We start from the raw sequence: 24,280 nt of genomic DNA on the forward strand, positions 1-24,280 counted from the left end.
GAAACTTGCCTCCCTTTCTGTTCACCGTTTCAGTCCGGTCCCCATGGCAAAAATCATCGGCATCATCGTTCTCATGGCCAGCGTGCTCGGCGGCTACATGCTCTCCGGCGGCAAGATCGCGGCCATCATCCAGCCGTTCGAGGTGCTGATCATCGGCGGCGCCGCGCTGGGCGCGTTCCTCCAGGCCAACCCTGGCAGCACCTTCATGACCGTGCTGAAGAAGGCGCCGAAGATGTTCGGCAACCGCTTCACCCACACCTTCTACCTGGAAGTGCTGGGCATGCTCTACGAAGTGCTCAACAAGAGCCGTCGCGAAGGCATGATGGCCATCGAAGCCGACGTCGAGGACCCGGCGGCGAGCCCGATCTTCAGCAAGTACCCGGCGGTGCTCAAGGACGAACGCATGACCGCGTACGTCTGCGATTACCTGCGCATCATGTCCTCCGGCAACATGGCCCCCCACGAGCTGGAAGGCCTGTTCGACATGGAACTGGGCAGCCTCAAGGAAGACCTCGAACACCCGGCCCATGCGGTGACCCGCGTCGCCGACGCCCTGCCGGGCTTCGGTATCGTCGCGGCGGTACTGGGCATCGTGATCACCATGGCCCTGCTCGGCCAGGGCAGCCAGGCCGAGATCGGCCACCACGTCGCCGCGGCGCTGGTGGGTACCTTCCTCGGTATTCTCGCTGCCTACGGCTTCGTCGGCCCGCTGGCCAACGCCCTGGAGCACGATGCCAAGGAAGAGCTGAACCTCTACGAATCGATCAAGGCCTGCCTGGTGGCTTCCGCCTCCGGCATGCCGCCGTCGCTGGCCGTCGAATTCGGCCGCAAGGTGCTGCTGCCGGCGCATCGCCCGAGCTTCAGCGAGCTGGAGCAGGCCGTTCGCGGTCGCTGATAGGTCGTCTGACGCATGGATAACAACCAGCCGATCATCGTCAAGCGCATCAAGCGCTACGCCGCCGGCCACCATGGCGGTGGCTGGAAGATCGCCTTCGCCGACTTCGCCACCGCCATGATGGCGTTCTTCCTCGTACTCTGGCTGCTGTCTTCGGCCACGCCGGAGCAGAAGAAGGCCATCTCCGGCTATTTCCAGGACCCCATCGGTTTCACCGAGAGCGCTAGTCCTTACGTCATCGACCTGGGCGGCACGCCGACGCCGGCGCCGGACAAGACCCTGAACCCGCAGATCCAGGCCCAGCCGGATGCCGACGAGACGCGGATCAACCCGGACGAGAACGCCAAGATCACCGAGCAACAGGCCCAGGACGTCGCCGAGCAGGTCGAGAAGGAGCGCCTGGAGCTGCTGTTGCAGGAGCTGCAGAACAAGGTCGACGAGAACCCGACCCTCAAGCGCTTCAAAGACCAGATCCTCTTCGAAATCACCCAGGACGGCCTGCGCATCCAGATCGTCGACTCGGACAACCGGCCGATGTTCGACCTGGGCAGCGCGCGCCTGCAGCCGTACTTCGAGGACATCCTGCTGGCGCTGGCCGAGACCATCAAGCAAGTGCCGAACAAGATCAGCATCAGCGGCCACACCGACGCCAAGCCCTACGCGGGCAATGGCGATTTCGGCAACTGGGAGCTCTCGGCCAACCGCGCCAACGCCGCGCGCCGTGCGCTGGAAGCCGGCGGTTACCCGGAAGACCAGATCGCCCGCGTGGTCGGTTACGCCTCCTCGGCGCTGTTCGATCGCGACAAGCCGCTCAACCCGGTGAACCGCCGCATCGACATCATCGTCCTGACCAAGAAGGCCCAGCGCGCCATCGAAGGCCAGGATGGCGGGGCTGACAAGCCTGTCGATGGCGCCGCTCCGGCAGCTCCGGGCGCGGCGGCACCCAACGGTGCGCCGGCCAAGCCGGCGGCCGGGCCGGGTGATCCGCTGCCGCCTGACCAGCTCAAGCAGAAGCTCAATCTGTTCGACGACGGCGGCACGCTGAAGCTCGACGAGCTGAACAAGCAGCAGTGAGAAACCAGAAGGCCAGCTGAAAAGCTGGCCTTCTTCGTTGCACCCTGCGTGCATTTGTAGGAGCGGGCATGGCCCGCTCCTACAGGTCGGAAGGGCTAGTACTCGTCTTCCGGCAGGCTCGCGAGGATGTGCCGGTAGCTGGCCATCCGCTGCGGCGAGATGCGCCCGTCTTCCAGCGCCTTGAGCAGCGCGCAGCCCGGTTCGCGGTCATGCTTGCAGTCGCGGAAGCGGCAGTGGCCGAGCAGGTCGTGGAACTCGATGAAGCCCGCTTCCACGTCATCGCGGCTGACATGGCCGAGGCCGAATTCGCGGATGCCGGGGGAGTCGATCAGGTCGCCGCCGGCGGGGAAGTGGAACAGCCGTGCTGTGGTAGTGGTGTGGGTGCCCTTGCCGGTGACTTCCGAGAGGTCGCCGACGCGGGTGTCGACGCCCGGCAGCAGTGCATTCACCAGCGACGACTTGCCCACGCCGGACTGCCCGACGAACACGCTGACGTGCTCGTTCAGCGCGGCGCGCAGGGCGTCCAGCGCCAGGCCATTGGCGGCCGAGACCTCCAGCAGCGGGTAGCCCAGCTCGCGGTAGGTGCCCAGCAGCGAGTCGAGGAAGGGGGCATTTTCCTCGTCGATCAGGTCAGCCTTGTTCAGCAGCAGCAATGGCTTGATGCCCGCGTGCTCGGCAGCCACCAGGTAGCGGTCGATCAGGTTGGCGTGGGGCTCGGGGCGCGGTGCGAAGACAATGACGATGCGATCGACGTTGGCCGCCACCGGCTTGAGCACGCCGCGCATGTCCGGGCGGCGCAGCTCGGAGGTGCGCGGCAGCTGCGCGACGATCACGCCGATGCCCTGGTTGCCGGGGCGCCAGACCACCTGGTCGCCTGTCACCAGCGGCGGCAGGTTGGCGCGCAGGTGGCAGCGGAACACCTGGCCGGCGGCGTCGCCGTCCTGGGCCTCGACTTCCACCTGCACACCGAAGTGGGCGATCACCTGGCCGGTCTGTTCCGGGCCGAGGTCGCCGCCTTCCAGTTCTTCCAGGGCGCGCGATTCGCGCTTCGCCGCGCGCGCGGCGCGTTCTTCCTGGACTTTTTCGATCCGCCAGCTCTGCCGGCGGGTGAGGTGACGCTTGGCCATAGGGTATCCACAGGGAAAATCGCGGCGGAGTTTAGCATGCGACGGCGTGCTTCCCGCTAAACTAGAGGGCTGAGCTGAGGAGCCCCATCATGCAGAACCCGCAGAACCTGATCTGGATCGACCTGGAAATGACCGGGCTGGACCCGGACAAGGACGTCATCATCGAGATGGCGACCATCGTCACCGACAGCGACCTGAACATCCTCGAGGAAGGCCCGGTGATCGCCGTGCACCAGAGCGAGGAGCTGCTCGCCGGCATGGATGAGTGGAACACCCGCCAGCACGGCCAGTCCGGCCTGACCCAGAGGGTGCGCGAAAGCACCATCTCGGCGGCCGAAGCCGAGGCGATGACCATCGCCTTCCTGGAAAAGTGGGTGCCCAAGCGCAGCTCGCCGATCTGTGGCAACAGCATCTGCCAGGATCGCCGCTTCCTCTACCGCCACATGCCGAAGCTGGAAGGCTACTTCCACTACCGCAACCTGGACGTCTCCACCCTCAAGGAGCTGGCTGCGCGCTGGGCGCCGGCGGTGCGTGACGGCTTCAAGAAAGGCAACACCCACCTTGCGCTGGACGACATCCGCGAGTCCATCGCCGAACTGCGCTACTACCGCGAGCACTTCATCAAGGCATGAGGGCGGCTGCAGGCGGCAGGCCATAGGCTGCAGGCAAGAGCAGGCTCGCCTGTAGCCTGTAGCCTAGAGCCCGTGGCGCCTCAGCGCCCACTCCACATGCTCGCGCACCAGTTCCGACGGGAACTCCCGCCGCGCGCGCAGCGCCTCGATCACAGGGATGGTCGATGGTGCATTGCCCAGCCCCACGGCCAGGTTGCGCAGCCAGCGCTCGTAACCGGCGCGCCGCAGTGGCGAGCCCTCGGTGCGGCTGAGGAATTCCTCTTCCGTCCACAGGAACAGCTCCGCCAGTGCGGCGTTGTCCAGGCTGTGGCGCGGCTGGAAGTCGCCCTGGTCGGTGGCGCGGGCGAAGCGGTTCCACGGGCAGACCATCTGGCAATCGTCGCAGCCGAACACGCGGTTGCCGATCAGCGGGCGCAGGTCTTCGGGAATCGGGCCCTTCAATTCGATGGTCAGGTAGGAAATGCAGCGCCGCGCATCCAGCACATAGGGCGCCACGAAGGCGGCGGTGGGGCAGATGTCCATGCAGGCCGAGCAGCGCCCGCAGTGCTCCGTGCCGTGGGGTTGGTCCACCGGCAGCGGCAGGTCGGTGAACAGCTCGCCGAGGAAGAAGTAGCTGCCGGCCTTGCGGTTGAGCACCAGGGTGTTCTTGCCGATCCAGCCCAGTCCCGATTGCTCGGCGATGGCCTTCTCCAGCACCGGCGCGCTGTCGACGAAGGCGCGGAAACCGAACGGCCCGACCCGCTGCTGGATGCGTTCGGCCAATTGCTGCAGGCGCTTGCGGATCAGCTTGTGGTAGTCGCGGCCCAGGGCGTAGCGCGAGACATAAGCCTTCTGCGGATCACCCAGCACCTGCGCCATGCGCGTGTCGCCGGGCAGGTAATCCATGCGCAGCGACACCACCCGCAGGGTGCCGGGCACCAGTTCGTCCGGCCGCCAGCGCTTGCTGCCGTGGGCGCCCATGTAGTCCATCTCGCCGTGGTAGCCCGCCTCCAGCCAGCGTTGCAGGTGTTCGCCGTGGGCCTCGAGATCGAGCCCGCTGATGCCTACCTGCTGGAAGCCGAGTTCGCGCCCCCAGTCCTTGATGGAGAGGGCGAGGTCGGCATAGTCGAGTGTCGAATCGTGCATGGAAGGCGAGAAAGCGAAGTCCGGGTGCGTATAATTCTGCCAGACCTTGCCGGCGTCGGCCCGTCCGTACGCCAAGGCGACACATTCTGCCGCCCGGAACAGCGATGACTGCCCACGACGATCTGCCCCTGAATCTGTACAGCGCCCAGCAGGTGCGCGACCTCGACGCACGCCTGATCGCCGCCGGCACGCCCGGCTTCGAACTGATGCGCCGTGCCGCGCATGCCGCCTGGCGCGCCCTGCGTCGCCAATGGCCGGATGCCGGCGAGATCACCGTGCTGGCCGGTCACGGCAACAACGCCGGCGATGGCTACCTGATCGCCGCACTGGCGCTGCGCGCCGGCTGGCGCGTGCGCGTGCTGGCGGTCGGCGATGCCTCCCGCCTGTCCGGCGATGCCGCCTCGGCCCATGGCGAAGCGCGTTCGGTTGGCGTGGATATCGACGCCTGGAGCGATCGCGCCGAGCTGCGCGGTGTGCTGGTGGACGCGCTGCTGGGCACCGGTCTCGGCGGCGAGGTGCGCGAGCCCTACGCCTCGGCCATCGCTGCGATCAACGCCAGCGGCCTGCCGGTGTTGGCCGTGGACATTCCTTCCGGTCTCAGCGCCGACACCGGGCAAGTGCTGGGTTGTGCGGTGAATGCCGACCTGACCGTGACGTTCATCGGCCTCAAGCTCGGCTTGTTCACCGGCAATGGCCCCGATCAATGCGGTGAGCTGGTGTTCGACGGGCTCGATGCCGATCCTGCGCTGATTTCTGCGGATGGCGTGGCGCGCCGTCTCGCCCCGGCATCGCTGGCTCGCCTGGCCGCGCGCCCGAAAGCCGCGCACAAGGGGCTGTTCGGCCATGCCCTGGTGATCGGTGGCGATACCAGCATGGGCGGCGCCGTGCTGCTGGCCGCCGAGAGCGCGCTGCGCTGTGGCGCTGGGCTGGTGTCCCTGGCGACCCGTGTCGCCCACGTACCTGCTGCACTGGCTCGCCGGCCTGAATTGATGGCGCGCGGCGTCTCCTCTTCCGCTGAGCTGCTGCGCCTTGCCGAGCGCGCCGATGTGCTGGTGGTCGGCCCCGGTGTCGGCCGCGAAGCCTGGGGGCGCGTGCTGGTCAGCGCCGCCGCGAGCCTGGAGCGTCGGCAGGTGTGGGATGCCGATGCGCTCAATCTGCTGGCTGAAGGCCTGGTCGCACGGCCGTCCAGCGACTGGGTGATTACGCCCCATCCGGCCGAGGCGGCGCGTCTGCTGGGTATTTCCACTGCCGCGGTCCAGGCCGATCGGCCGAAAGCCGCGCTTGCTCTGGCACAGCATTATCAGGCGGTGGTCGTGCTCAAGGGCGTCGGCAGTCTGATCGCTTCCCCGGATGGTCGGCTGGCGCTGTGCAGTCATGGGCACCCGGCGATGGCGGGGGCGGGGCTGGGCGACGTGCTCTCTGGCATCCTTGGTGCTTTGCTGGCGCAGGGGCTGTCCGGTTTCGATGCCGCGTGCCTGGCCGTCTGGCTGCATGCCCTTGCTGGCGAGTCGCTGGGCTCCCAAGGCCGCGGCCTGGCTGCCGCTGATCTGATTCCTGCCGTTCGTCAGTTGCTCGAGGAGCTGTCCCCATGCCTGAACTGAATCTGTTCGCCGACGGCGAAGAGGCCATGGTCGATCTCGGTCGCCGGATTGCCGAAGCGACCGGCGGGCACGGGGTGATCTACCTGCATGGCGACCTGGGGGCGGGCAAGACCACGCTGTCGCGCGGCATCCTGCGGGGATTGGGCCATGGCGGATCGGTAAAAAGTCCGACATTTACCCTGGTCGAACACTACGAAATCGGCGACTTGCGCGCCTTCCACTTCGACCTCTACCGCCTTGCCGACCCGGAGGAACTGGAGTTCCTGGGCATCCGTGACTACTTCGAAGGCGATGCGTTGTGCCTGATCGAATGGGCAGAGCGTGGCAAAGGCATTTTGCCAAAGGCCGACATGGACATTACCATTGTTCCGCATGCGGGCGGACGCATGCTGCGCCTCGACCCGCACGGAACACGGGGCGAAGCCTGGTGTGCCGCCCTGGCCACGGGAGCATAGAAAAAAGATGGGTTGGGGGTTGCGCCTTCGGGCGTTGTTTATCGGGGTGTCCGTTCTGCTGGCATTCTTTGCCGGCGAGGTTTCTGCCGCCACGCAAATCAAGAGCGTGCGCATCTGGCGCGCGCCGGACAACACACGCCTGGTGTTCGATCTGTCCGGCCCCGTGCAGCACAGTCTGTTCACCCTGAGTGCGCCCAATCGCATCGTCGTCGACATCAACGGCGCGCAGATGTCCGCCGCCCTCGACAAGCTCAAGCTGAACAACACGCCGATCACCGCGATGCGCTCTGCCCAGCGCTCGCCCACCGACCTGCGCCTGGTGCTGGACCTGAAGAATGCGGTCACGCCCAAGAGCTTCGTGCTGCCGCCGAACCAGCAATACGGCAATCGCCTGGTCGTCGACCTGTATGACCAGGGTGCCGATATCGCCCCGGACGTCCCTGCGACCCCGACGCCCAGTGTGCCCGCCACGCCGGTCAGCCCGGCGCAGTCGGTGGCGAAGATTCCCGCGCCCAGCAGCGGCGGCAAGCGCGACGTGGTGATCGCCATCGACGCCGGCCACGGCGGCGAAGACCCCGGCGCTCTCGGCCCGAACGGGCTGCACGAGAAGAACATCACCCTGTCGATCGCCCGCGAACTGCAGCGGCAGATCAACCAGATGAAAGGCTTCCGCGCTGAGCTGACGCGGACCGGCGACTACTTCATCCCGCTGCGCAATCGCACCGTGATCGCCCGCAAGAAGGGCGCGGACCTGTTCGTCTCCATCCACGCCGACGCCGCGCCCAGCCGCAGCGCCTTTGGCGCCTCGGTGTTCGCCCTGTCCGACCGTGGCGCCACCTCCGAGACCGCGCGCTGGTTGGCCGACACGGAAAACCGTTCCGACCTCATCGGCGGCGACGGCGGCGTGAACCTCGACGACAAGGACAAGATGCTCGCCGGTGTGCTGCTCGACCTGTCGATGACCGCCACCATGTCCTCCAGCCTGGATGTCGGCCACAAGGTGCTGACCAGCGTTGGCCGTGTCACTCCGCTGCACAAGCGCCGCGTGGAACAGGCCGGCTTCATGGTGCTGAAGTCCCCGGACATCCCGTCGATCCTGGTGGAAACCGGCTTCATCTCCAACCCGAACGAATCCGCCAAGCTGGCCAGCGGCTCGCACCAGCAGGCGCTGGCGCGCTCCATCGCCGCTGGAGTGCGCCAGTACTTCGTGCAGACCCCGCCACCGGGCACTTACATCGCCTCGCTGCGGGATGGCGGCCAACTGGCTTCCGGTCCGCGTGAATACGTGGTGCGTAGTGGCGACAGCCTGGCGATGGTTGCCAGCCGCTTTGACGTCAGCACCGCCTCGATCCGCAGCGCCAACTCGCTCAAGAGCGACGAGCTGAAGATTGGCCAGGTGCTGAAGATTCCGGGCACCTCCCTGGCGTCGCAGCAATGAGTGACGTGCGCCGAATCCAGCTGCTCACCCCGCGGCTGGCGAACCAGATTGCTGCTGGCGAAGTGGTCGAGCGCCCCGCGTCGGTCATCAAGGAGCTGCTGGAAAACTGCCTGGATGCCGGTGCCAAGCGCATCGACGTCGAGGTCGAGCAGGGCGGCGTCAAGCTGCTGCGCGTGCGCGACGATGGTAGTGGCATCCCGGCAGACGACCTGCCGCTGGCCCTGGCGCGCCATGCCACCAGCAAGATCCGCGAACTGGAAGACCTCGAGCGGGTGATGAGCCTGGGTTTCCGGGGCGAAGCGCTGGCCTCGATCAGCTCCGTCTCGCGCCTGACTCTGACCTCGCGTACCGCCGACGCCGAACAGGCCTGGCAGGTGGAGGTCGAGGGCCGCGACATGGAATCCACCGTGAAGCCGGCGGCTCACCCGGTGGGCACCAGCATCGAAGTGCGCGACCTGTTCTTCAATACACCGGCGCGACGCAAGTTCCTGCGTGCCGAGAAGACCGAATTCGATCACTTGCAGGAAGTCATCAAGCGTCTGGCGCTCGCGCGCTTCGACGTGGCTTTCCATCTGCGCCACAACGGCAAGACCATCCTTTCTCTGCACGAGGCGAAGGACGAAGCGTCCCGCGCCCGCCGCGTGGGTGCCGTCTGCAGCACCGGGTTCCTCGAGCAGGCACTGCCCATCGAGGTGGAGCGCAACGGCCTGCACCTGTGGGGCTGGGTCGGCCTGCCGACCTTCTCCCGCAGCCAGCCGGACCTGCAGTACTTCTACGTGAACGGCCGCATGGTGCGCGACAAGCTGGTCGCCCACGCCGTGCGCCAGGCTTATCGCGACGTGCTGTACAACGGCCGGCATCCGACCTTCGTGCTGTTCTTCGAGGTCGACCCGTCGGTGGTAGACGTCAACGTCCACCCGACCAAGCACGAAGTGCGTTTCCGCGACAGCCGCATGGTCCACGACTTCCTCTACGGCACCCTGCACCGGGCGCTGGCGGAAGTGCGTCCGGACGACCAACTGGCACCACCGGGAGCGACCACCCTGACCGTGCCGCGCCCGACCGGCGCGGAAGCCGGCGAATTCGGCCCGCAGGGTGAGATGCGCCTGTCCGAGACCGTTCTGGAGGCCCCGGCCGCCGCGCGTGCTTGGCAGCCGAGCCCGGCTTCCGGCGGTTCCAGTGGCGGTGGCGGTGGCTACAGTTACCAGCCGAATCGCCCGGAAATGCCACCGATTCAGGAGGCGCAGGGCGCCTACAAGGCCTATTTCGCCCCGCTGCCCGACCAGGTGCCACAGGCTCTGCCGGAAAGCAGCCAGGACGTACCGCCGCTGGGTTATGCACTGGCGCAGCTCAAGGGCATCTACATCCTCTCGGAGAATGCCCACGGCCTGGTTCTGGTGGATATGCACGCCGCCCACGAGCGGATCATGTACGAGCGCCTGAAGACCGCCATGGCCAGCGAAGGCTTGCGTGGCCAGCCGCTGCTGGTGCCCGAATCCATCGCGGTCAGCGAGCGCGAGGCGGACTGCGCGGAGGAACACGGGGCCTGGTTCTCCCGGCTCGGCTTCGAACTGCAGCGCCTCGGCCCGGAAACCCTGGCGATCCGTCAGATTCCGGCGCTGCTCAAGCAGGCCGAGGCCACCCAGCTGGTGCGCGACGTGCTTGCCGACCTGCTGGAATACGGCACCAGCGACCGCATCCAGGCGCACCTCAACGAGCTGCTCGGCACCATGGCCTGCCACGGCGCCGTGCGCGCCAACCGCCGGCTGACCCTGCCGGAGATGAACGGCCTGCTGCGCGACATGGAAGTGACCGAGCGCAGCGGCCAGTGCAACCACGGCCGACCGACCTGGACCCAGCTGGGGCTCGACGAACTGGACAAGCTGTTCCTGCGGGGACGTTGATTTTCGTAAGCTTGCGTTCAGGAAAGTGCAGTAAACTGCACGCCAATCGATTCAGCAGCTCGCAATAACCCGCAGTGCGCCTATCCAGTAGTGCGTAAGAACGAGTCCCCGATGTCCCTGCCTCCCGCGATATTCCTCATGGGCCCCACCGCCGCCGGCAAGACCGACCTGGCGCTGGAGCTGGCGCGCCTGCTGCCGGTGGAGCTGGTCAGCGTGGATTCGGCGCTGATCTATCGCGGTATGGATATCGGCACCGCCAAGCCGCCGCGCGAGGTGCTGGAGGAATTCCCGCACCGCCTGATCGATATCCGTGACCCCAGCGAAGCTTATTCGGCGGCGGAATTCCGTGCCGATGCGCTGGCGGCCATGGCCGAGATCACCGCGGCCGGGAAGATCCCGCTGCTGGTCGGCGGCACCATGTTGTATTTCAAGGCGTTGCTGGAAGGCCTGGCCGATATGCCCGGCGCCGACGCTGCGGTGCGTGCCGAACTTGAAACCTGGGCCGCCGCCGAAGGCTGGGGCGCCCTGCATGAAGAGCTGGCGCGCATTGACCCGGAGTCGGCCGCGCGCATCCATCCCAATGATCCTCAGCGACTTGTCCGGGCCCTCGAGGTATACCGCGTGAGCGGTATGTCCATGACTGCACACCGCCTTCGCCAGGCGAGTGAAAATGCGGGTCTCGGCGCGCAAGGCGGTGGACAATTACCGTATACTGTGGCTCATCTGGCGATCGCGCCTCTGCAGCGCCAGGTGTTGCACGAGCGTATCGCGCAACGTTTTGACCAGATGCTGGAACAGGGCTTCATCGCCGAGGTCGAACGCCTTCGCGCAAGGAATGACTTGCACGTGGGGCTGCCGTCCGTAAGAGCGGTGGGTTACCGACAGGTATGGGATTACCTCGAGGGCAAACTGTCCTACGCTGAGATGGTGGAGCGCGGCGTCATTGCCACGCGGCAGCTGGCCAAGCGCCAGTTCACCTGGCTCCGCAGCTGGAGCGATCTACACTGGTTGGACAGTCAGGCAAGCGACAATTTGCCGCGTGCCTTGAAATACTTTGAGGCGGTCTCCATATAGGTTCGAGACCTTAATTCCGGCCGTCTATCCTTGGGGTTCAGGACGGCGTTAAGCCAAATTCGACTACTACTAAATCAGTTTTTTACCCTTACAAGGAGTGCGGCATATGTCAAAAGGGCATTCGCTACAAGACCCTTACCTCAATACTCTGCGCAAAGAACGCGTTCCGGTTTCCATCTACCTCGTCAACGGCATCAAGCTGCAGGGTCAGATCGAATCCTTCGACCAGTTCGTCATCCTGCTGAAGAACACTGTCAGCCAGATGGTCTACAAGCACGCTATTTCCACCGTGGTTCCCAGCCGCCCCGTGCGCCTGCCCACCGGTGATCAACCGGCCGAGCCGGGCAACGTTTGACGGGAGTCCGCCTTGTTCTTTGAGCGCCCGGGTGGTGGGGAACGGGCCATTCTGGTCCATCTGGAAGGTCAGGACCCCGAGGCGCGCGAAGACCCGCAGGAATTCCAGGAGCTGGCCCGTTCGGCAGGCGCGGAAGCGGTCGCTTTCGTCAGCATTTCGCGCCATCAGCCCTCAGCCAAGTACCTGATCGGCAGCGGCAAGGTCGAAGAGTTGCACGACCTCGTCCACGCCGAGAAGGTCGAGCTGATCATCTTCAATCACACCCTCACGCCGAGCCAGGAGCGCAACCTCGAGCGAGCGCTCGAATGCCGCGTGCTCGATCGTACGGGTCTGATCCTCGATATCTTCGCCCAGCGCGCCCGGACTCACGAGGGCAAGCTGCAGGTGGAACTCGCCCAGCTGGAACACATGAGCACGCGTCTGGTACGCGGCTGGACTCACCTTGAGCGCCAGAAGGGCGGTATCGGCCTGCGTGGCCCGGGTGAAACCCAGCTGGAAACCGACCGCCGCCTGCTGCGTGGGCGCATCCGTCAGATCAAGTCACGCCTGGAGAAGGTCCGCAGCCAGCGCGAGCAGGCTCGTCGCGGCCGTCGCCGTGCGGAGATTCCGGCGGTATCCCTGGTGGGCTACACCAACGCCGGCAAGTCCACGCTGTTCAATGCGCTGACCACTTCCGAGGTCTATGCGGCCGACCAGTTGTTCGCCACCCTCGACCCGACCCTGCGCCGTCTGGAGCTGGATGACGTCGGTCCGATCGTGCTGGCTGACACCGTGGGCTTCATTCGCCACCTGCCGCACAAGCTGGTGGAGGCGTTTCGGGCTACCTTGGAAGAATCCAGCAACTCCGATCTGCTGCTGCATGTGATCGACTCCCACGAGCCGGATCGCGATGCGCAGATCGAACAGGTGCTGGCGGTGCTGAAGGAAATCGGCGCGAACGAGTTGCCGATGCTCGAGGTGTACAACAAGATCGACCTGCTGCCGGATTTGCAGCCGATGATCCAGCGCGACGAGCTGGGCAAGCCGGTCCGCGTCTGGCTGTCGGCGCGGGAATCGCGCGGGCTGGAGTTGCTGGAACAGGCGATCTCCGAGCTGCTGGGGGAGGACATGTTCGTTGGAACGCTCTGCCTGCCACAGCGGCTGGGACGACTCCGGGCTCAGTTCTTCGAGCTGGGTGCGGTACAGTCGGAGAATCACGACGAACAAGGACGCGCCGTTTTGCAGGTCCGCCTGCCGCGTGTCGAGTTGAACCGCATGGTGAGCCGCGAAGGCTGGCAGCCGGCGGAGTTCATTGCGCAACACACTTTGCAATAAAGCCCGGCACACTGTTTTTGGCAGCGTAAGGGGCATTCGGTAGCATAGGTGGGCGCGCCGTAGGCGCGTTTTCGCGTTATCAGATGGAGAGCGCTATGGCTTGGAATGAGCCGGGTGACAACTCGAACAAGAACGACCAGGACCCCTGGGGTGGACGCCGTGGTGGTGGTCGCCAGGGCCCGCCTGATCTGGATGAGGCCTTCCGCAAGCTGCAAGACAGCCTGAACGGAATTTTCGGCAAACCCAAGCGCGGCAGTGGTTCGGGCGGTGGCGGCAGTGGTCGGGGCGGCAGCCTCGGTCTGTTCGGTATCGGCCTGGCAATCCTCGCCGTGCTGTGGCTGTACAACGCCATCTACGTGGTGGATGAGCAGGAGCAGGCAGTGATCCTGCGCTTCGGCCAGTACCACGAGACTGTGGGCCCCGGCCTGAATATCTACTTCCCGCCGATCGACAAGAAGTTCCAGGAGAACGTCACCCGCGAGCGTGCCTACAGCAAGCAGGGTCAGATGCTCACCGAGGACGAGAACATCGTCGAGGTTCCGCTGACCGTGCAGTACAAGGTCAGCAACCTGAAGGACTTCGTGCTCAACGTCGACCAGCCGGAAGTGAGCCTGCAGCACGCCACCGAAAGCGCCCTGCGCCACGTGGCCGGCTCCACCACCATGGATAAGATCCTCACCGAGGGCCGTGAACAGATGGCCACCGAGGTGCGTGATCGCCTGCAGCGTTTCCTCGATACCTACAAGACCGGTATCACGGTGACCCAGGTGAACATTCAGAGCGCCGCCGCGCCGCGTGAAGTACAGGAAGCGTTCGACGACGTGATCCGTGCCCGCGAGGACGAGCAGCGCGAGAAGAACCAGGCCGAAGCCTACGCCAACGGCGTGGTGCCCGAAGCCCGTGGTCAGGCCCAGCGCATCATCGAGGAAGCCAACGGCTACCGCGATGAAGTGGTCTCCCGCGCCCAGGGTGAGGCGGATCGCTTCACCAAGCTGGCCAGCGAGTACCACAAGTCGCCGGACGTCACCCGTCAGCGCCTGTACCTGGACACCATGCAGGACGTCCTGAGTCAGACCAGCAAGGTGCTGGTGACCGGCCAGCAGGGTCAGAACAACCTGATCTACCTGCCGCTGGACAAGATGATGGATGGCCGTGGTTCGGCAGCTCCGAGCTCCACGCCGAGCACGAGCAGCAGCACGCCGGATATCGGTTCGCGGGTCGCCAACGATCTGCAGCAGCGTGACACGCGTACCCGGGAGAGCCGCTGATGAGTAACAAGTCCCTGATCGCCCTCATCGCGGGTGTGGTGGTTGCTGTTGCCGTCTGGAGCAGCGTCTACGTGGTGCAGCAGACCGAACGCGCCGTCATGCTGCGCTTCGGTCGCGTGGTCGAGCCGGACGTGAAGCCCGGCCTGCACTTCAAGATTCCGTACGTCAACACGGTGCGCAAGTTCGATGGCCGCCTGCTGACCCTGGATTCGCCGACCCAGCGCTTCCTGACGTTGGAGAAGAAAGCGGTAATGGTCGACGCCTACGCCAAGTGGCGCGTCTCCGATGCCGAGCGCTTCTACACCGCGACTTCCGGCATGAAGCAGATCGCCGACGAACGTCTGTCCCGCCGTCTGGAAGCCGGTCTGCGCGACCAGTTCGGCAAGCGCACCCTGCACGAAGTGGTGTCGGGTGAGCGTGATGCGCTGATGGGCGATATCACCGCTTCGCTGAACCGCATGGCGCAGAAGGAGCTGGGTATCGAGGTGGTCGACGTTCGCGTCAAGGCCATCGACCTGCCCAAGGAAGTGAACCGCAGCGTGTTCGAGCGCATGAGCACCGAGCGTGAGCGCGAAGCCCGCGAGCACCGCGCCAAGGGTCGCGAGCTGGCCGAAGGTATCCGTGCGGATGCCGATCGTCAGCGTCGCGTACTGCTGGCCGAGGCTTATCGTGAGTCGGAAGAGACTCGCGGTGACGGCGATGCGAAGGCGGCGGCGATCTACGCCAAGGCCTACACCGCCGATCCGGAGTTCTACGCCTTCACTCGCAGCCTCAAGGCCTACCGCGAGAGCTTTGCCGACAAGAAGGACGTACTGGTGCTCGATCCGAGCAACGAGTTCTTCCGCTACCTCGAAAAAGCTAAACCCTGAGTCAAAGTCTCCGGCGGGCGGCAACGCCCGCCGGAGAAATCGTGTTATCATGGGTCAGCCGGGAAATCCCGGCTTTTTTGCGTCCGCGAGAATGATGTACGAGAGCCATGTGGCAGGAATTCGGCAAGGCGTTCTGTCTGTTGCTGGTGCTGGAAGGCATCCTTCCATTCCTGTATCCGCGTGGTTGGCGCGACGCCGTGAGCGGGCTCGGGCGCCTTGGCGACCGCAGTCTGAGACTCATCGGGCTGGGCAGCATGCTGCTCGGTACCGTCCTTCTTTACTGCATTCATTGAAGTGCCGCCCGGCCTAAAAAAGGAGAGAGGCGACATGGCAACGGTAGACCGCTGGCTGCTGCCAGATGGAATCGAAGAAGTGCTGCCACCGGAGGCGGCCCGCGTTGAAGCAGCCCGCCGTCAGGTGCTGGACCTGTTCCAGCGCTGGGGTTACGAGTTCGTCGTCACTCCGCATATCGAATACCTGGAATCCCTGCTGACCGGTGCCGGCCAGGATCTGGACCTGCGTACCTTCAAGGTCACCGATCCGGCTTCCGGCCGCCTGATGGGCTTCCGTGCGGACATCACGCCGCAAGTGGCGCGCATGGACGCCCATAGTCTGCGTCGCGAGGGCCCGAACCGGCTGTGCTACGCCGGCAGCGTGCTGCATGCCCGTCCGCGTGCGCTGGCCACTTCGCGCAGTCCGATCCAGCTGGGCGCCGAGCTTTATGGCAACACCGGCTCGGCCGGTGACGTCGAAGTGATCAGTCTGCTGCTCGACATGCTCGAGATGGCCCGGGTGCCGGACGTGCACATGGATCTCGGTCATGTCGGCATCTACCGCGGCCTGGCCCAGGCTGCCGGGCTGTCTGGCGAAGTCGAGCAGCTGCTGTTCGACGCCCTGCAGCGCAAGGCCGTGGACGAAGTCGCGGCGCTGACCGAAGGCCTGCCGAGCGAGCTCGCCGGCATGCTTCGTGCGCTCGCCGAGCTGTGCGGCAATCGTGAGGTGCTGGAACAGGCGCGCGAAGTGCTCGCTGGTGCTCCGGCCAACGTCCAGGCGGCGCTGGCTGATCTCTCCGCCATCGCCGACTCGCTGGCGGCGCGCTTCCCGCAACTGCCGTTGTACTTCGACCTCGGCGAGCTGCGTGGCTATCACTATCACACGGGCGTGGTGTTTGCCGCGTTCGTGCCTGGGGTTGGCGAGTCCATCGCCCAGGGCGGCCGTTACGACGACATCGGCGCCGATTTCGGCCGTGCGCGTCCGGCCACCGGTTTCTCTACCGACCTCAAGACCCTGGTCACTCTCGGCCGCGCCCAGCTCGACGAGCCGCGCACCGGAGTCTGGGCGCCGGCCGATGGGGCTGGCTTGTGGCAGGCGGTGCAGCAGTTGCGCCGTCAGGGCGTGCGCGTCGTCCAGGCGCTGCCCGGGCAGGATGCGGCTTCGGCTTCCGAAGCGGGCTGCGACCAGCAATTGCTGGCTCGCGATGGCAATTGGCAGGTGGCTGCGCTCTGAGGCGCGCCACTTCGAGTTTCTGCCGGCCGCGGCCGGCACCGAACATCCACGATGGGGACAAGAGTTATGGGTAAGAATGTCGTAGTCCTGGGCACCCAGTGGGGTGATGAGGGCAAAGGCAAGATCGTCGACCTGCTGACCGACCAGGCTGCTGCCGTGGTGCGTTACCAGGGCGGCCACAACGCTGGTCATACCCTGGTGGTCGCTGGCGAGAAGACCGTGCTGCACCTGATTCCGTCGGGCATCCTGCGCGAAGGCGTGCAGTGTCTGATCGGTAATGGCGTGGTGCTGGCACCCGACGCGCTGATGCGCGAGATCGCCAAGCTGGAAGAAAAGGGCGTACCGGTGCGCGAGCGCCTGCGCATCAGCCCGTCCTGCCCGCTGATCCTGTCCTTCCACGTGGCCCTGGACCAGGCTCGCGAGAAGGCCCGTGGCGACGCGAAGATCGGCACCACCGGTCGCGGCATCGGCCCGGCTTACGAAGACAAAGTGGCCCGTCGCGGCCTGCGCGTGGGCGACCTGTTCCACCGTGAGCGTTTCGCCGCCAAGCTGGGTGAGGTTCTGGACTACCACAACTTCGTCCTGCAGCACTATTACAAGGAGCCGGCCGTCGATTTCCAGAAGACTCTGGACGAGTGCATGGCCTACGCCGAAGAACTGAAGCCGCTGATGGCCGACGTGACCTCGACCCTGCACGACCTGCGCCGCGCCAACGAGAACATCATGTTCGAAGGTGCCCAGGGTTCGCTGCTGGACATCGACCACGGCACCTACCCGTTCGTCACCAGCTCCAACACCACCGCTGGCGGCACCGCCACCGGCTCGGGCTTCGGTCCGCTGTACCTGGACTACATCCTGGGTATCACCAAGGCCTACACCACTCGCGTGGGTTCCGGCCCGTTCCCGACCGAGCTGTTCGATGACGTTGGTGCACGCCTGGCCAAGGTCGGTCACGAGTTCGGCGCCACCACCGGCCGTGCCCGTCGTTGCGGCTGGTTCGATGCCGTCATCCTGCGTCGCGCCATCGAGATCAACAGCCTGTCCGGCCTGTGCCTGACCAAGCTGGACGTCCTCGACGGCCTGGAAGTCGTGCGCATCTGCACCGGCTACAAGAACGCCGCCGGCGAACTGCTGACCGACGCGCCGACCGACGCCGACAGCTACATCGGCCTGCAGCCGATCTACGAAGACCTGCCGGGCTGGAGCGAATCCACCGTCGGTGTTCAGACCCTGGAAGGCCTGCCGGCCAATGCGCGTGCTTACATCAAGCGCATCGAGGAGCTGGTCGGTGCGCCCATCGACATCATCTCCACCGGCCCGGACCGCGCCGAGACCATCGTCCTGCGCCATCCGTTCGGCTGATCCTCAGCTGCACACTGCAGCGGGCCGCTCATGCGGCCCGTTGTCGTTTCCGAGGTTTGGTTTTTCGCAGCGGCACGCGCTTTGCTGGTGAAACGGATTGGCGCCTTTCGCGCCAGACATCCGTTACGTCCGGAGGAAGCCCGCCGTGTCCGCCGTCCTGTCTTTATTGCGCAGTCGCTTGCTGCGCCCCGCTTTCATCGCCCTGGGAGTCGCGCTGCTGGTGCAGCTGGCGATTGCCCTCTGGCTTACCCGTAGCACCGTCGATGGTCTGGTCAGCGACCTGGGGGCGCACCTGAGTAACGAATCGCAACGCCTGGCCGGCGAGCTGGAGCAGGCCGGCAAGGAAGTGACTTCCGGGCTGAACGATCTTTCCGCGCGCACTCGCGAGCGTCTGGGCTCTGCGCTCTCTGCGCGGCTGGAGGAAGAGCAGGGCCAGTTGCGTGAGGGGCTGGAGCAGAACCTGCGCCAGTCCGCCACGGAATTGGCGCAGTTGCTCGCCGCCGTGGCGCCCAAGGCCATGTGGGACAACGACGTGCCGGTGCTCTCCGACTATGCCCGGCGCGCCCAGGCCAACCCCAATGTGCTCTTTGTGGTCTACGACGATCCGCAGGGCCAGCACCTGACCCGCTACCTCAATCGAGAGGATGCGCGGGTGCAGGCGCTGCTGGAGAAGGGCAAGGGCGAGCGCGCCCTGGACAAGGCGCTGGAGGCGGCAAGCCACGACAGCTCGGTGTTTCTCGTCGAGGCGCCGATCAGTCCCAATGGCGTGGTCATCGGTACGGTGCGTCTGGGCGTTTCCACTGATGCCATCGAGAAGCAGATCGCCGCACTGGACCAGCGCTTCTCCGCCCTGGTCGCCAGTGGCGATCAGCTCGTGGGCGACAGCCTTGCAGGCGCTGCGGCGGACAGCACCAGGGCGCTTACCGCGCGTCTGCAATCGGCGAAGCAGGCGGCGGACGGCATGAGTCAGGGGGCGAAGGCTTCCATCGAAGAGGCGGCGGGAACGCTGCGCTGGCGCATCGGTATGGGGCTGCTGCTGGTAGGGCTTGGTGTATTGCTCTGCCTGGCTGTCGTGCTCGGTCGGCGTGTGGTGAATCGCCTGCGCTTGCTGATCGATGCGCTGAATGACCTGGCGGCCGGGGAGGGTGACCTGACTCGGCGCGTGCGCCTGGATAGTCGTGACGAGCTGGGTGAGATGGCGACGGCGGTGAACCGCTTCGTCGATAAGCTCCAGCCCATCGTGCGTGAGGCGGGGCAGGTGGCGCAGCAGACCGGCAGTGAAATCACCGCGCTGGCCAGTCGCAGCGCCAGTGCCGAGGCGGCGGCGGACCGGCAGCGCAATGAGGTGGCCGGTAGCCTGGAGGCGCTCTCGGGCATGGCGGCGGAGGCGGAAATGGAGAGTCGCTCCATGCAAGCGGCGTTGGCGCGTATCGGCGAGATACGCAAGGCAGCGCAGGACAATGCGGCCATCGCTCGCAAGGTGGGTGGCCTGATCGAAACCCTGGAATCCCGCGTGCAGAATGGCGCCGGCGTGATCGAGCGCCTGGCGCGGCAGAGCGAGCAGATCGAAGTGGTGCTCTCGGTAATCCATGGCATCGCCGAGCAGACGAATCTTTTGGCGCTGAACGCGGCCATCGAGGCGGCGCGTGCTGGCGAGAGTGGGCGCGGGTTCGCCGTGGTGGCGGACGAGGTGCGTGCATTGGCCAGCAAGACCCAGCAATCCACGGGTGATATCCAGTCGCACATCGGGGCGTTGCAGGAGGGTGCGCGCGAGGCGGTATCCGCTATCGGGCAGGCTCGCGAGCAGGCGGTGCAGGGTTTGGCTGCGCTGCAGGACAGCGAGCGCCTGCAGCGCGAAGTGCAGAGCGCGGTGGAGGAGGTGCACGGCGCCATCGAGGCGGCGACTCATTCGGCGCAACAGCAGGCGGCCGGCGCCGCGGCGGTGCGTGGGCGGGTCGAGGTGATCCATGCCGAGGCGAGTCGCGCGGCGGAAGCGGTGAGTGCGACGGCCAGCAGCGGGCGGGTGCTCGATGGCTTGGCCGGTCAGCTGCGCGCCAGTCTGGGGCAGTTCAAGGCTTGAGGTTGGTAGACCTCGCCGGGCGTTCGCGCCTGGCGAGGTAAAAGACGGAAAGCCGAAAACAAAAAAGCCGAGCTATGCTCGGCTTTTTCGTTTGAAGATGGTGCCCAGGAGAAGACTCGAACTTCCACGGTGTTGCCACCGCTAGGACCTGAACCTAGTGCGTCTACCAATTCCGCCACCTGGGCATGCTTTTCAGCATGGGGTGCGATGATCGCTCATCGTCTTGCGGTGATGCAACCCTTGGTTGCATCTGACGGTCTATTGTTCGGTTATCAGGGTTCCGAACCCGCCTGATAAAGCCTGTCAGAGACTGACTTTATCCTTGAATAAGTGGTGCCCAGGAGAAGACTCGAACTTCCACGGTGTTGCCACCGCTAGGACCTGAACCTAGTGCGTCTACCAATTCCGCCACCTGGGCACTGGAGTCGATGATTACTCATCGTTTCCGTGTTACAACATCTGTCTGACGCTGTGGGCGCGAACTATACGGAGAGCGTTTTCGCTTGTAAACCCCTGATGCGATAAAAAATTTATTCTTGCCCGAAGCTGACCGACGGGCGGGTTTCGCGCTTCAATAAGCACATGGCGATCCATATCCCTATATATAAGGTGACCGCACTTTAATGGCCGATTGGCAAAACCTCGATCCCGAGGCCGCCCGCGAGGCGGAAAAATACGACAACCCCATCCCCAGCCGTGAACTCATCCTGGCGCACCTCGCCGAGCGCGGCGCCCCCGCGACGCGGTCCCAGTTGATGGACGAGCTCGGCCTCTCCGGCGAAGAGCCCGAAGAAGCACTGCGTCGCCGGTTGCGCGCCATGGAGCGCGACGGCCAGCTTATCTATACCCGCCGTGGCGCCTATGCCCCGGTGGACAAGCTCGACCTGATCCTTGGCCGCATCGCCGGCCACCGCGACGGCTTCGGCTTCCTGATCCCCGATGACGGCAGCGACGACCTGTTCCTCAGCCCGACGCAGATGCGCCTGGTGTTCGACGGCGACCGCGCCCTGGCGCGCGTGTCGGGCTTCGACCGCCGTGGTCGCCGCGAAGGCGCGATAGTAGAAGTGGTCGAGCGCGCCCACGAGACCATCGTTGGTCGCTACTTCGACGAGAGCGGCATCGGCACGGTCGTGGCGGACAATCCGAAAATCCAGCAGGAAGTGCTGATCCCGCCGGGCAAGGCTGGCAAGGCCAAGCACAACCAGTTCGTCCAGGTGCGCATCGACGTGTGGCCGAGCGTGCATCGCCAGGCCCAGGGTGAAGTGGTGGAAGTGCTCGGCGACTACATGGCGCCGGGCATGGAAATCGAAGTCGCCCTGCGCAGCTACGACATTCCCCATACCTGGCCCGAGGCCGTGGAGAAGGAAGCCGCCAAGCTCAAGCCTGAAGTGCTGGAGAAGGACAAGGAAAAGCGCGTCGACCTGCGCGCCCTGCCTTTCGTCACCATCGACGGCGAGGACGCCCGCGACTTCGACGACGCGGTCTACGCCGAGAAGCGCAAGGGTGGCGGCTGGAAGCTGTTCGTCGCCATCGCCGACGTCTCTCATTATGTGAAGGTCGGTTCGGCCCTGGATGAAGAGGCGGCCAAGCGCGGCAACTCGGTGTACTTCCCCGAGCGCGTGATCCCGATGCTGCCGGAGATTCTTTCCAACGGCCTGTGCTCCCTGAATCCGCTGGTCGATCGTCTGGCCATGGTCTGCGAGATGAATCTCTCCAAGGCCGGCAAGATGACCGACTACCAGTTCTACGAGGCGGTCATCCATTCCCATGCGCGCCTGACCTACACCAAGGTCAGTCAGTACCTGGAAACCCCGGACAGCCCCGAAGGCCAGCGCCTGAAGGAACAGCTGCCGGCGGTGGTACCGCACCTCAATACCCTTTATGACCTGTACAAGGTCCTCGTCGGCGCGCGTCACGTGCGTGGGGCGATCGATTTCGAGACCCAGGAAACCCGCATCGTCTTCGGCGCGGACCGCAAGATCTCGGAAATCCGCCCGACCCAGCGCAACGATGCGCACAAGCTGATCGAGGAATGCATGCTGGCGGCCAACGTCGCCACCGCCAAGTTCCTCGAGAAGCACGCCATCCCGGCGCTGTACCGCGTCCACGACGGCCCGCCGCAGGAAAAGCTGAACAACCTGCGCCAGTTCCTCGGCGAACTGGGCCTGACGCTCTATCGCGGCAAGGGCGACCCGACCCCGGCGGACTACCAGAAGCTGCTGGAGTCCATCCAGGGCCGCCCGGACCTGCAACTGATCCAGACCGTGATGCTGCGCTCCTTGAGCCAGGCGGTGTACAGCCCCGAGAACGCCGGCCACTTCGGCCTGAACTACGAGGCCTACACCCACTTCACCTCGCCGATCCGCCGTTACCCGGACCTGCTGACCCACCGCGCCATCCGTGGCCTGATCCGCTCCAAGGCGGCATCCGAGCACGTGCAACGCGTTGGCGCCGCCAGCATGCCGAAAGCGCGCATCTATCCGTACGACGAAGCCCGTCTGGCCCAGCTGGGCGAGCAGTGTTCGTTGACCGAGCGCCGCGCCGACGAGGCGACCCGTGACGTCACCAACTGGCTGAAGTGCGAGTTCATGCGCGAGCGCGTGGGCGAGACCTTCCCCGGCGTGATCACTGCGGTGACTGGCTTCGGCATCTTCGTCGAGCTGAGCGACATCTATGTGGAAGGCCTGGTGCATGTCACTGCACTGCCCGGCGACTACTACCACTTCGATGCCGTGCATCATCGCCTGAGTGGCGAGCGCACCGGCCGCAGCTTCCGTCTTGGCGATACCGTCGAGGTAGTCGTTGCGCGTGTCGACCTGGACGAGCGCAAGATCGACTTCGAACTCTCCGACAACGTGCTCAGCGCGCCCATCGGCCGGAAGAAGCGTGGCGAGAAGGCCGAACCGGTCGCCAAGGGTAAAGCGGCCAAGGGCCGGGCGCCCAAGGCTGTGGCGGCGAAAGACAAGCCGGCCCGGGCTCCGCGTGCGGTGGCGGACGATCCGTACCTCGCGCCGGATGTTGCCGTGCAGCCGCGCAAGCGCAAGGTCGGCGTGGTCCAGGCGCTGCCGTCGGTAGCCCCTGAAATGCTCGCCAAGGCCGACGAAATGCTCGGCAATACCGATGTGCGCAAGAGTCGCGAAGTGAAGAAGGCCCTGCTCGAAGAGGCCAAGGTCGGCGGCAACAAGCCGGCGGCCGGTAAAGGCAAGGGCGCCCCCGCTGCGGGCAAGCCGCGCAATCCTTCGAAACAGAAAGCCCGGTCCGCCAAGTCCTCCAAGCACCGCAAGGGCTCTGCTGCGCCCAAGGCGGGAGCCACTGGCGGCGCGCCGGCCAGCAAGCGTAAGGCGAAGAAATGAGTCAATGGGAACAGGTCTACGGAGTCCATGCCGTAGAAGCGCTGCTGCGCCATCACCCGAAACGGGTCAAGCAGCTGTGGCTGGCCGAAGGCCGTCAGGACCCGCGCGTGCAGGCGTTGGTCGAGCTGGCCGGGCAGGCGCGCGTGCCGGTGGGCACGCGCGACCGCAAGGAGCTGGATGAGTGGGCCGAGGGCGTACACCAGGGCGTGGTCGCCGAGGTCAGCCCGAGCCAGGTGTGGGGCGAGAACATGCTGGAGGAGCTGCTGGAGCGCTCCGCCGGCCCGGCGCTGCTGCTGGTGCTGGACGGCGTGACCGACCCGCACAACCTCGGCGCCTGCCTGCGCACCGCCGATGCGGCGGGTGCGCTGGCGGTGATCGTGCCGAAGGACAAGTCCGCCACCCTCAACGCCACCGTGCGTAAAGTGGCCTGCGGCGCAGCCGAAGTCATCCCGCTGGTGGCCGTGACCAACCTCGCGCGCACCCTGGAGAAGCTCCAGCAGCGCGGCCTGTGGATCGTCGGCACTGCCGGCGAGGCGACTCAGATGCTCTATGAACTCGACCTCACCGGGCCGACCGTGCTGGTGATGGGCGCCGAGGGCAAGGGCATGCGCCGTCTGACCCGCGATCACTGTGACTACCTGGCCAAGCTGCCGATGCAGGGCAGCGTCAGCAGCCTGAACGTCTCGGTGGCTACCGGTGTGTGCCTGTTCGAGATCGTCCGCCAGCGCCAGCTCAAGACAGGCGCCTGACGTCCCCACGCGAGGCGGCCCCTGCCGCCTCGCGCTGTTCAAAGTTTCACCAGTTTTCCTTGCGCCCCCCGGCGCGCTTCTCTAGAATGTCGGCCCTTG

Annotated in this window: 20 protein-coding genes, 2 tRNA genes and 1 pseudogene; 19 read left to right on the forward strand and 4 right to left on the reverse strand. The window is 65.6% G+C overall.

Annotated elements, in window-relative coordinates; genetic code table 11:
* The first annotated feature begins 43 nt into the window (after window positions 1–43).
* Window positions 44–895, forward strand: a complete 852-nt coding sequence (motA, locus tag IB273_RS24540) for a flagellar motor stator protein MotA (protein WP_081515523.1) — start codon at window positions 44–46, stop codon at window positions 893–895.
* 15 nt (window positions 896–910) lie between these two features.
* Window positions 911–1,969, forward strand: coding sequence for a flagellar motor protein MotB (gene motB, locus IB273_RS24545; protein ID WP_081515524.1), 1,059 nt, complete (start codon window positions 911–913; stop codon window positions 1,967–1,969).
* Window positions 1,970–2,064: 95 nt separating this feature from the next.
* Here motB and rsgA read toward each other — a convergent pair whose 3' ends face one another.
* Window positions 2,065–3,096, reverse strand: a complete 1,032-nt coding sequence (gene rsgA / locus IB273_RS24550; protein ID WP_184595179.1) for a small ribosomal subunit biogenesis GTPase RsgA — start codon at window positions 3,094–3,096, stop codon at window positions 2,065–2,067.
* Between the two features lie 89 nt (window positions 3,097–3,185).
* Here rsgA and orn point away from each other — a divergent pair, with 89 nt between their 5' ends.
* Window positions 3,186–3,728, forward strand: a complete 543-nt coding sequence (gene orn / locus IB273_RS24555; RefSeq protein WP_151188498.1) for an oligoribonuclease — start codon at window positions 3,186–3,188, stop codon at window positions 3,726–3,728.
* Window positions 3,729–3,791: 63 nt separating this feature from the next.
* On the opposite strand, the gene queG is transcribed toward orn, so the two are convergent.
* Window positions 3,792–4,853 (reverse strand): tRNA epoxyqueuosine(34) reductase QueG, encoded by a 1,062-nt coding sequence (queG, locus tag IB273_RS24560; RefSeq protein ID WP_151188497.1) that lies wholly within the window; start codon window positions 4,851–4,853, stop codon window positions 3,792–3,794.
* Window positions 4,854–4,957: 104 nt separating this feature from the next.
* On the opposite strand from queG, the gene IB273_RS24565 reads away from it, so the two are divergent.
* The 14 genes and pseudogenes from IB273_RS24565 to IB273_RS32000 all read left to right on the forward strand — a co-directional run bounded on the left by IB273_RS24565 (window position 4,958) and on the right by IB273_RS32000 (window position 20,079).
* A complete protein-coding gene (locus IB273_RS24565; RefSeq protein WP_192225227.1) occupies window positions 4,958–6,454 on the forward strand; it encodes an NAD(P)H-hydrate dehydratase in 1,497 nt (498 codons plus the stop codon).
* Window positions 6,442–6,909 carry a tRNA (adenosine(37)-N6)-threonylcarbamoyltransferase complex ATPase subunit type 1 TsaE gene (tsaE, locus tag IB273_RS24570; protein WP_192225228.1) on the forward strand — a complete coding sequence of 156 codons (468 nt, stop codon included), beginning with the start codon at window positions 6,442–6,444 and terminating at the stop codon, window positions 6,907–6,909. The genes IB273_RS24565 and tsaE overlap by 13 nt, the downstream gene beginning before the upstream one ends.
* A gap of 7 nt (window positions 6,910–6,916) precedes the next feature.
* Window positions 6,917–8,347: an N-acetylmuramoyl-L-alanine amidase AmiB gene (gene amiB, locus IB273_RS24575; RefSeq protein WP_081515529.1), complete on the forward strand. Its 1,431-nt coding sequence runs from the start codon at window positions 6,917–6,919 to the stop codon at window positions 8,345–8,347.
* Window positions 8,344–10,251 (forward strand): DNA mismatch repair endonuclease MutL, encoded by a 1,908-nt coding sequence (gene mutL / locus IB273_RS24580; protein ID WP_081515530.1) that lies wholly within the window; start codon window positions 8,344–8,346, stop codon window positions 10,249–10,251. Before amiB ends, mutL begins: the two co-directional genes overlap by 4 nt.
* 111 nt (window positions 10,252–10,362) lie before the next feature.
* Entirely contained in the window at window positions 10,363–11,325 is a 963-nt protein-coding gene (gene miaA / locus IB273_RS24585; RefSeq protein WP_192225229.1) for a tRNA (adenosine(37)-N6)-dimethylallyltransferase MiaA, read from the forward strand.
* Between the two features lie 106 nt (window positions 11,326–11,431).
* On the forward strand, window positions 11,432–11,680 hold the full coding sequence (gene hfq, locus IB273_RS24590) for an RNA chaperone Hfq (protein ID WP_017520393.1): 249 nt from the start codon (window positions 11,432–11,434) through the stop codon (window positions 11,678–11,680).
* Between the two features lie 12 nt (window positions 11,681–11,692).
* A complete protein-coding gene (gene hflX / locus IB273_RS24595) occupies window positions 11,693–12,994 on the forward strand; it encodes a ribosome rescue GTPase HflX (RefSeq protein ID WP_081515532.1) in 1,302 nt (433 codons plus the stop codon).
* 95 nt (window positions 12,995–13,089) lie between these two features.
* A complete protein-coding gene (gene hflK / locus IB273_RS24600) occupies window positions 13,090–14,262 on the forward strand; it encodes an FtsH protease activity modulator HflK (protein ID WP_081515533.1) in 1,173 nt (390 codons plus the stop codon).
* On the forward strand, window positions 14,262–15,131 hold the full coding sequence (gene hflC / locus IB273_RS24605) for a protease modulator HflC (RefSeq protein WP_081515534.1): 870 nt from the start codon (window positions 14,262–14,264) through the stop codon (window positions 15,129–15,131). Before hflK ends, hflC begins: the two co-directional genes overlap by 1 nt.
* Window positions 15,132–15,238: 107 nt before the next feature.
* Window positions 15,239–15,424: a DUF2065 domain-containing protein gene (locus IB273_RS24610; RefSeq protein ID WP_037012084.1), complete on the forward strand. Its 186-nt coding sequence runs from the start codon at window positions 15,239–15,241 to the stop codon at window positions 15,422–15,424.
* Between the two features lie 34 nt (window positions 15,425–15,458).
* Entirely contained in the window at window positions 15,459–16,637 is a 1,179-nt protein-coding gene (locus IB273_RS24615; protein ID WP_192225230.1) for an ATP phosphoribosyltransferase regulatory subunit, read from the forward strand.
* A gap of 66 nt (window positions 16,638–16,703) precedes the next feature.
* Window positions 16,704–17,999 (forward strand): adenylosuccinate synthase, encoded by a 1,296-nt coding sequence (locus IB273_RS24620; protein ID WP_081515536.1) that lies wholly within the window; start codon window positions 16,704–16,706, stop codon window positions 17,997–17,999.
* Between the two features lie 346 nt (window positions 18,000–18,345).
* A pseudogene (locus IB273_RS31995) lies at window positions 18,346–19,221 on the forward strand (HAMP domain-containing protein); the annotation flags it as partial.
* Window positions 19,195–20,079, forward strand: a complete 885-nt coding sequence (locus IB273_RS32000; RefSeq protein WP_412548098.1) for a methyl-accepting chemotaxis protein — start codon at window positions 19,195–19,197, stop codon at window positions 20,077–20,079. The pseudogene IB273_RS31995 and the gene IB273_RS32000, both read left to right, overlap by 27 nt.
* A 98-nt stretch (window positions 20,080–20,177) precedes the next feature.
* Here the strand turns inward: IB273_RS32000 and IB273_RS24630 are convergent.
* Together IB273_RS24630 and IB273_RS24635 are read right to left on the reverse strand one after the other, a co-directional pair.
* A tRNA-Leu gene (locus tag IB273_RS24630) sits at window positions 20,178–20,264 on the reverse strand.
* A 146-nt stretch (window positions 20,265–20,410) separates the two neighbouring features.
* Window positions 20,411–20,497, reverse strand: a tRNA-Leu gene (locus tag IB273_RS24635).
* A 205-nt stretch (window positions 20,498–20,702) separates the two neighbouring features.
* On the opposite strand from IB273_RS24635, the gene rnr reads away from it, so the two are divergent.
* Together rnr and rlmB are read left to right on the forward strand one after the other, a co-directional pair.
* Window positions 20,703–23,432: a ribonuclease R gene (gene rnr / locus IB273_RS24640; protein WP_081515538.1), complete on the forward strand. Its 2,730-nt coding sequence runs from the start codon at window positions 20,703–20,705 to the stop codon at window positions 23,430–23,432.
* A complete protein-coding gene (gene rlmB, locus IB273_RS24645; RefSeq protein WP_081515539.1) occupies window positions 23,429–24,181 on the forward strand; it encodes a 23S rRNA (guanosine(2251)-2'-O)-methyltransferase RlmB in 753 nt (250 codons plus the stop codon). Before rnr ends, rlmB begins: the two co-directional genes overlap by 4 nt.
* Window positions 24,182–24,280 lie beyond the last annotated feature (99 nt).

This window comes from Pseudomonas sp. PDM19 (genome assembly GCF_014852215.1).
GTDB lineage: Bacteria > Pseudomonadota > Gammaproteobacteria > Pseudomonadales > Pseudomonadaceae > Pseudomonas.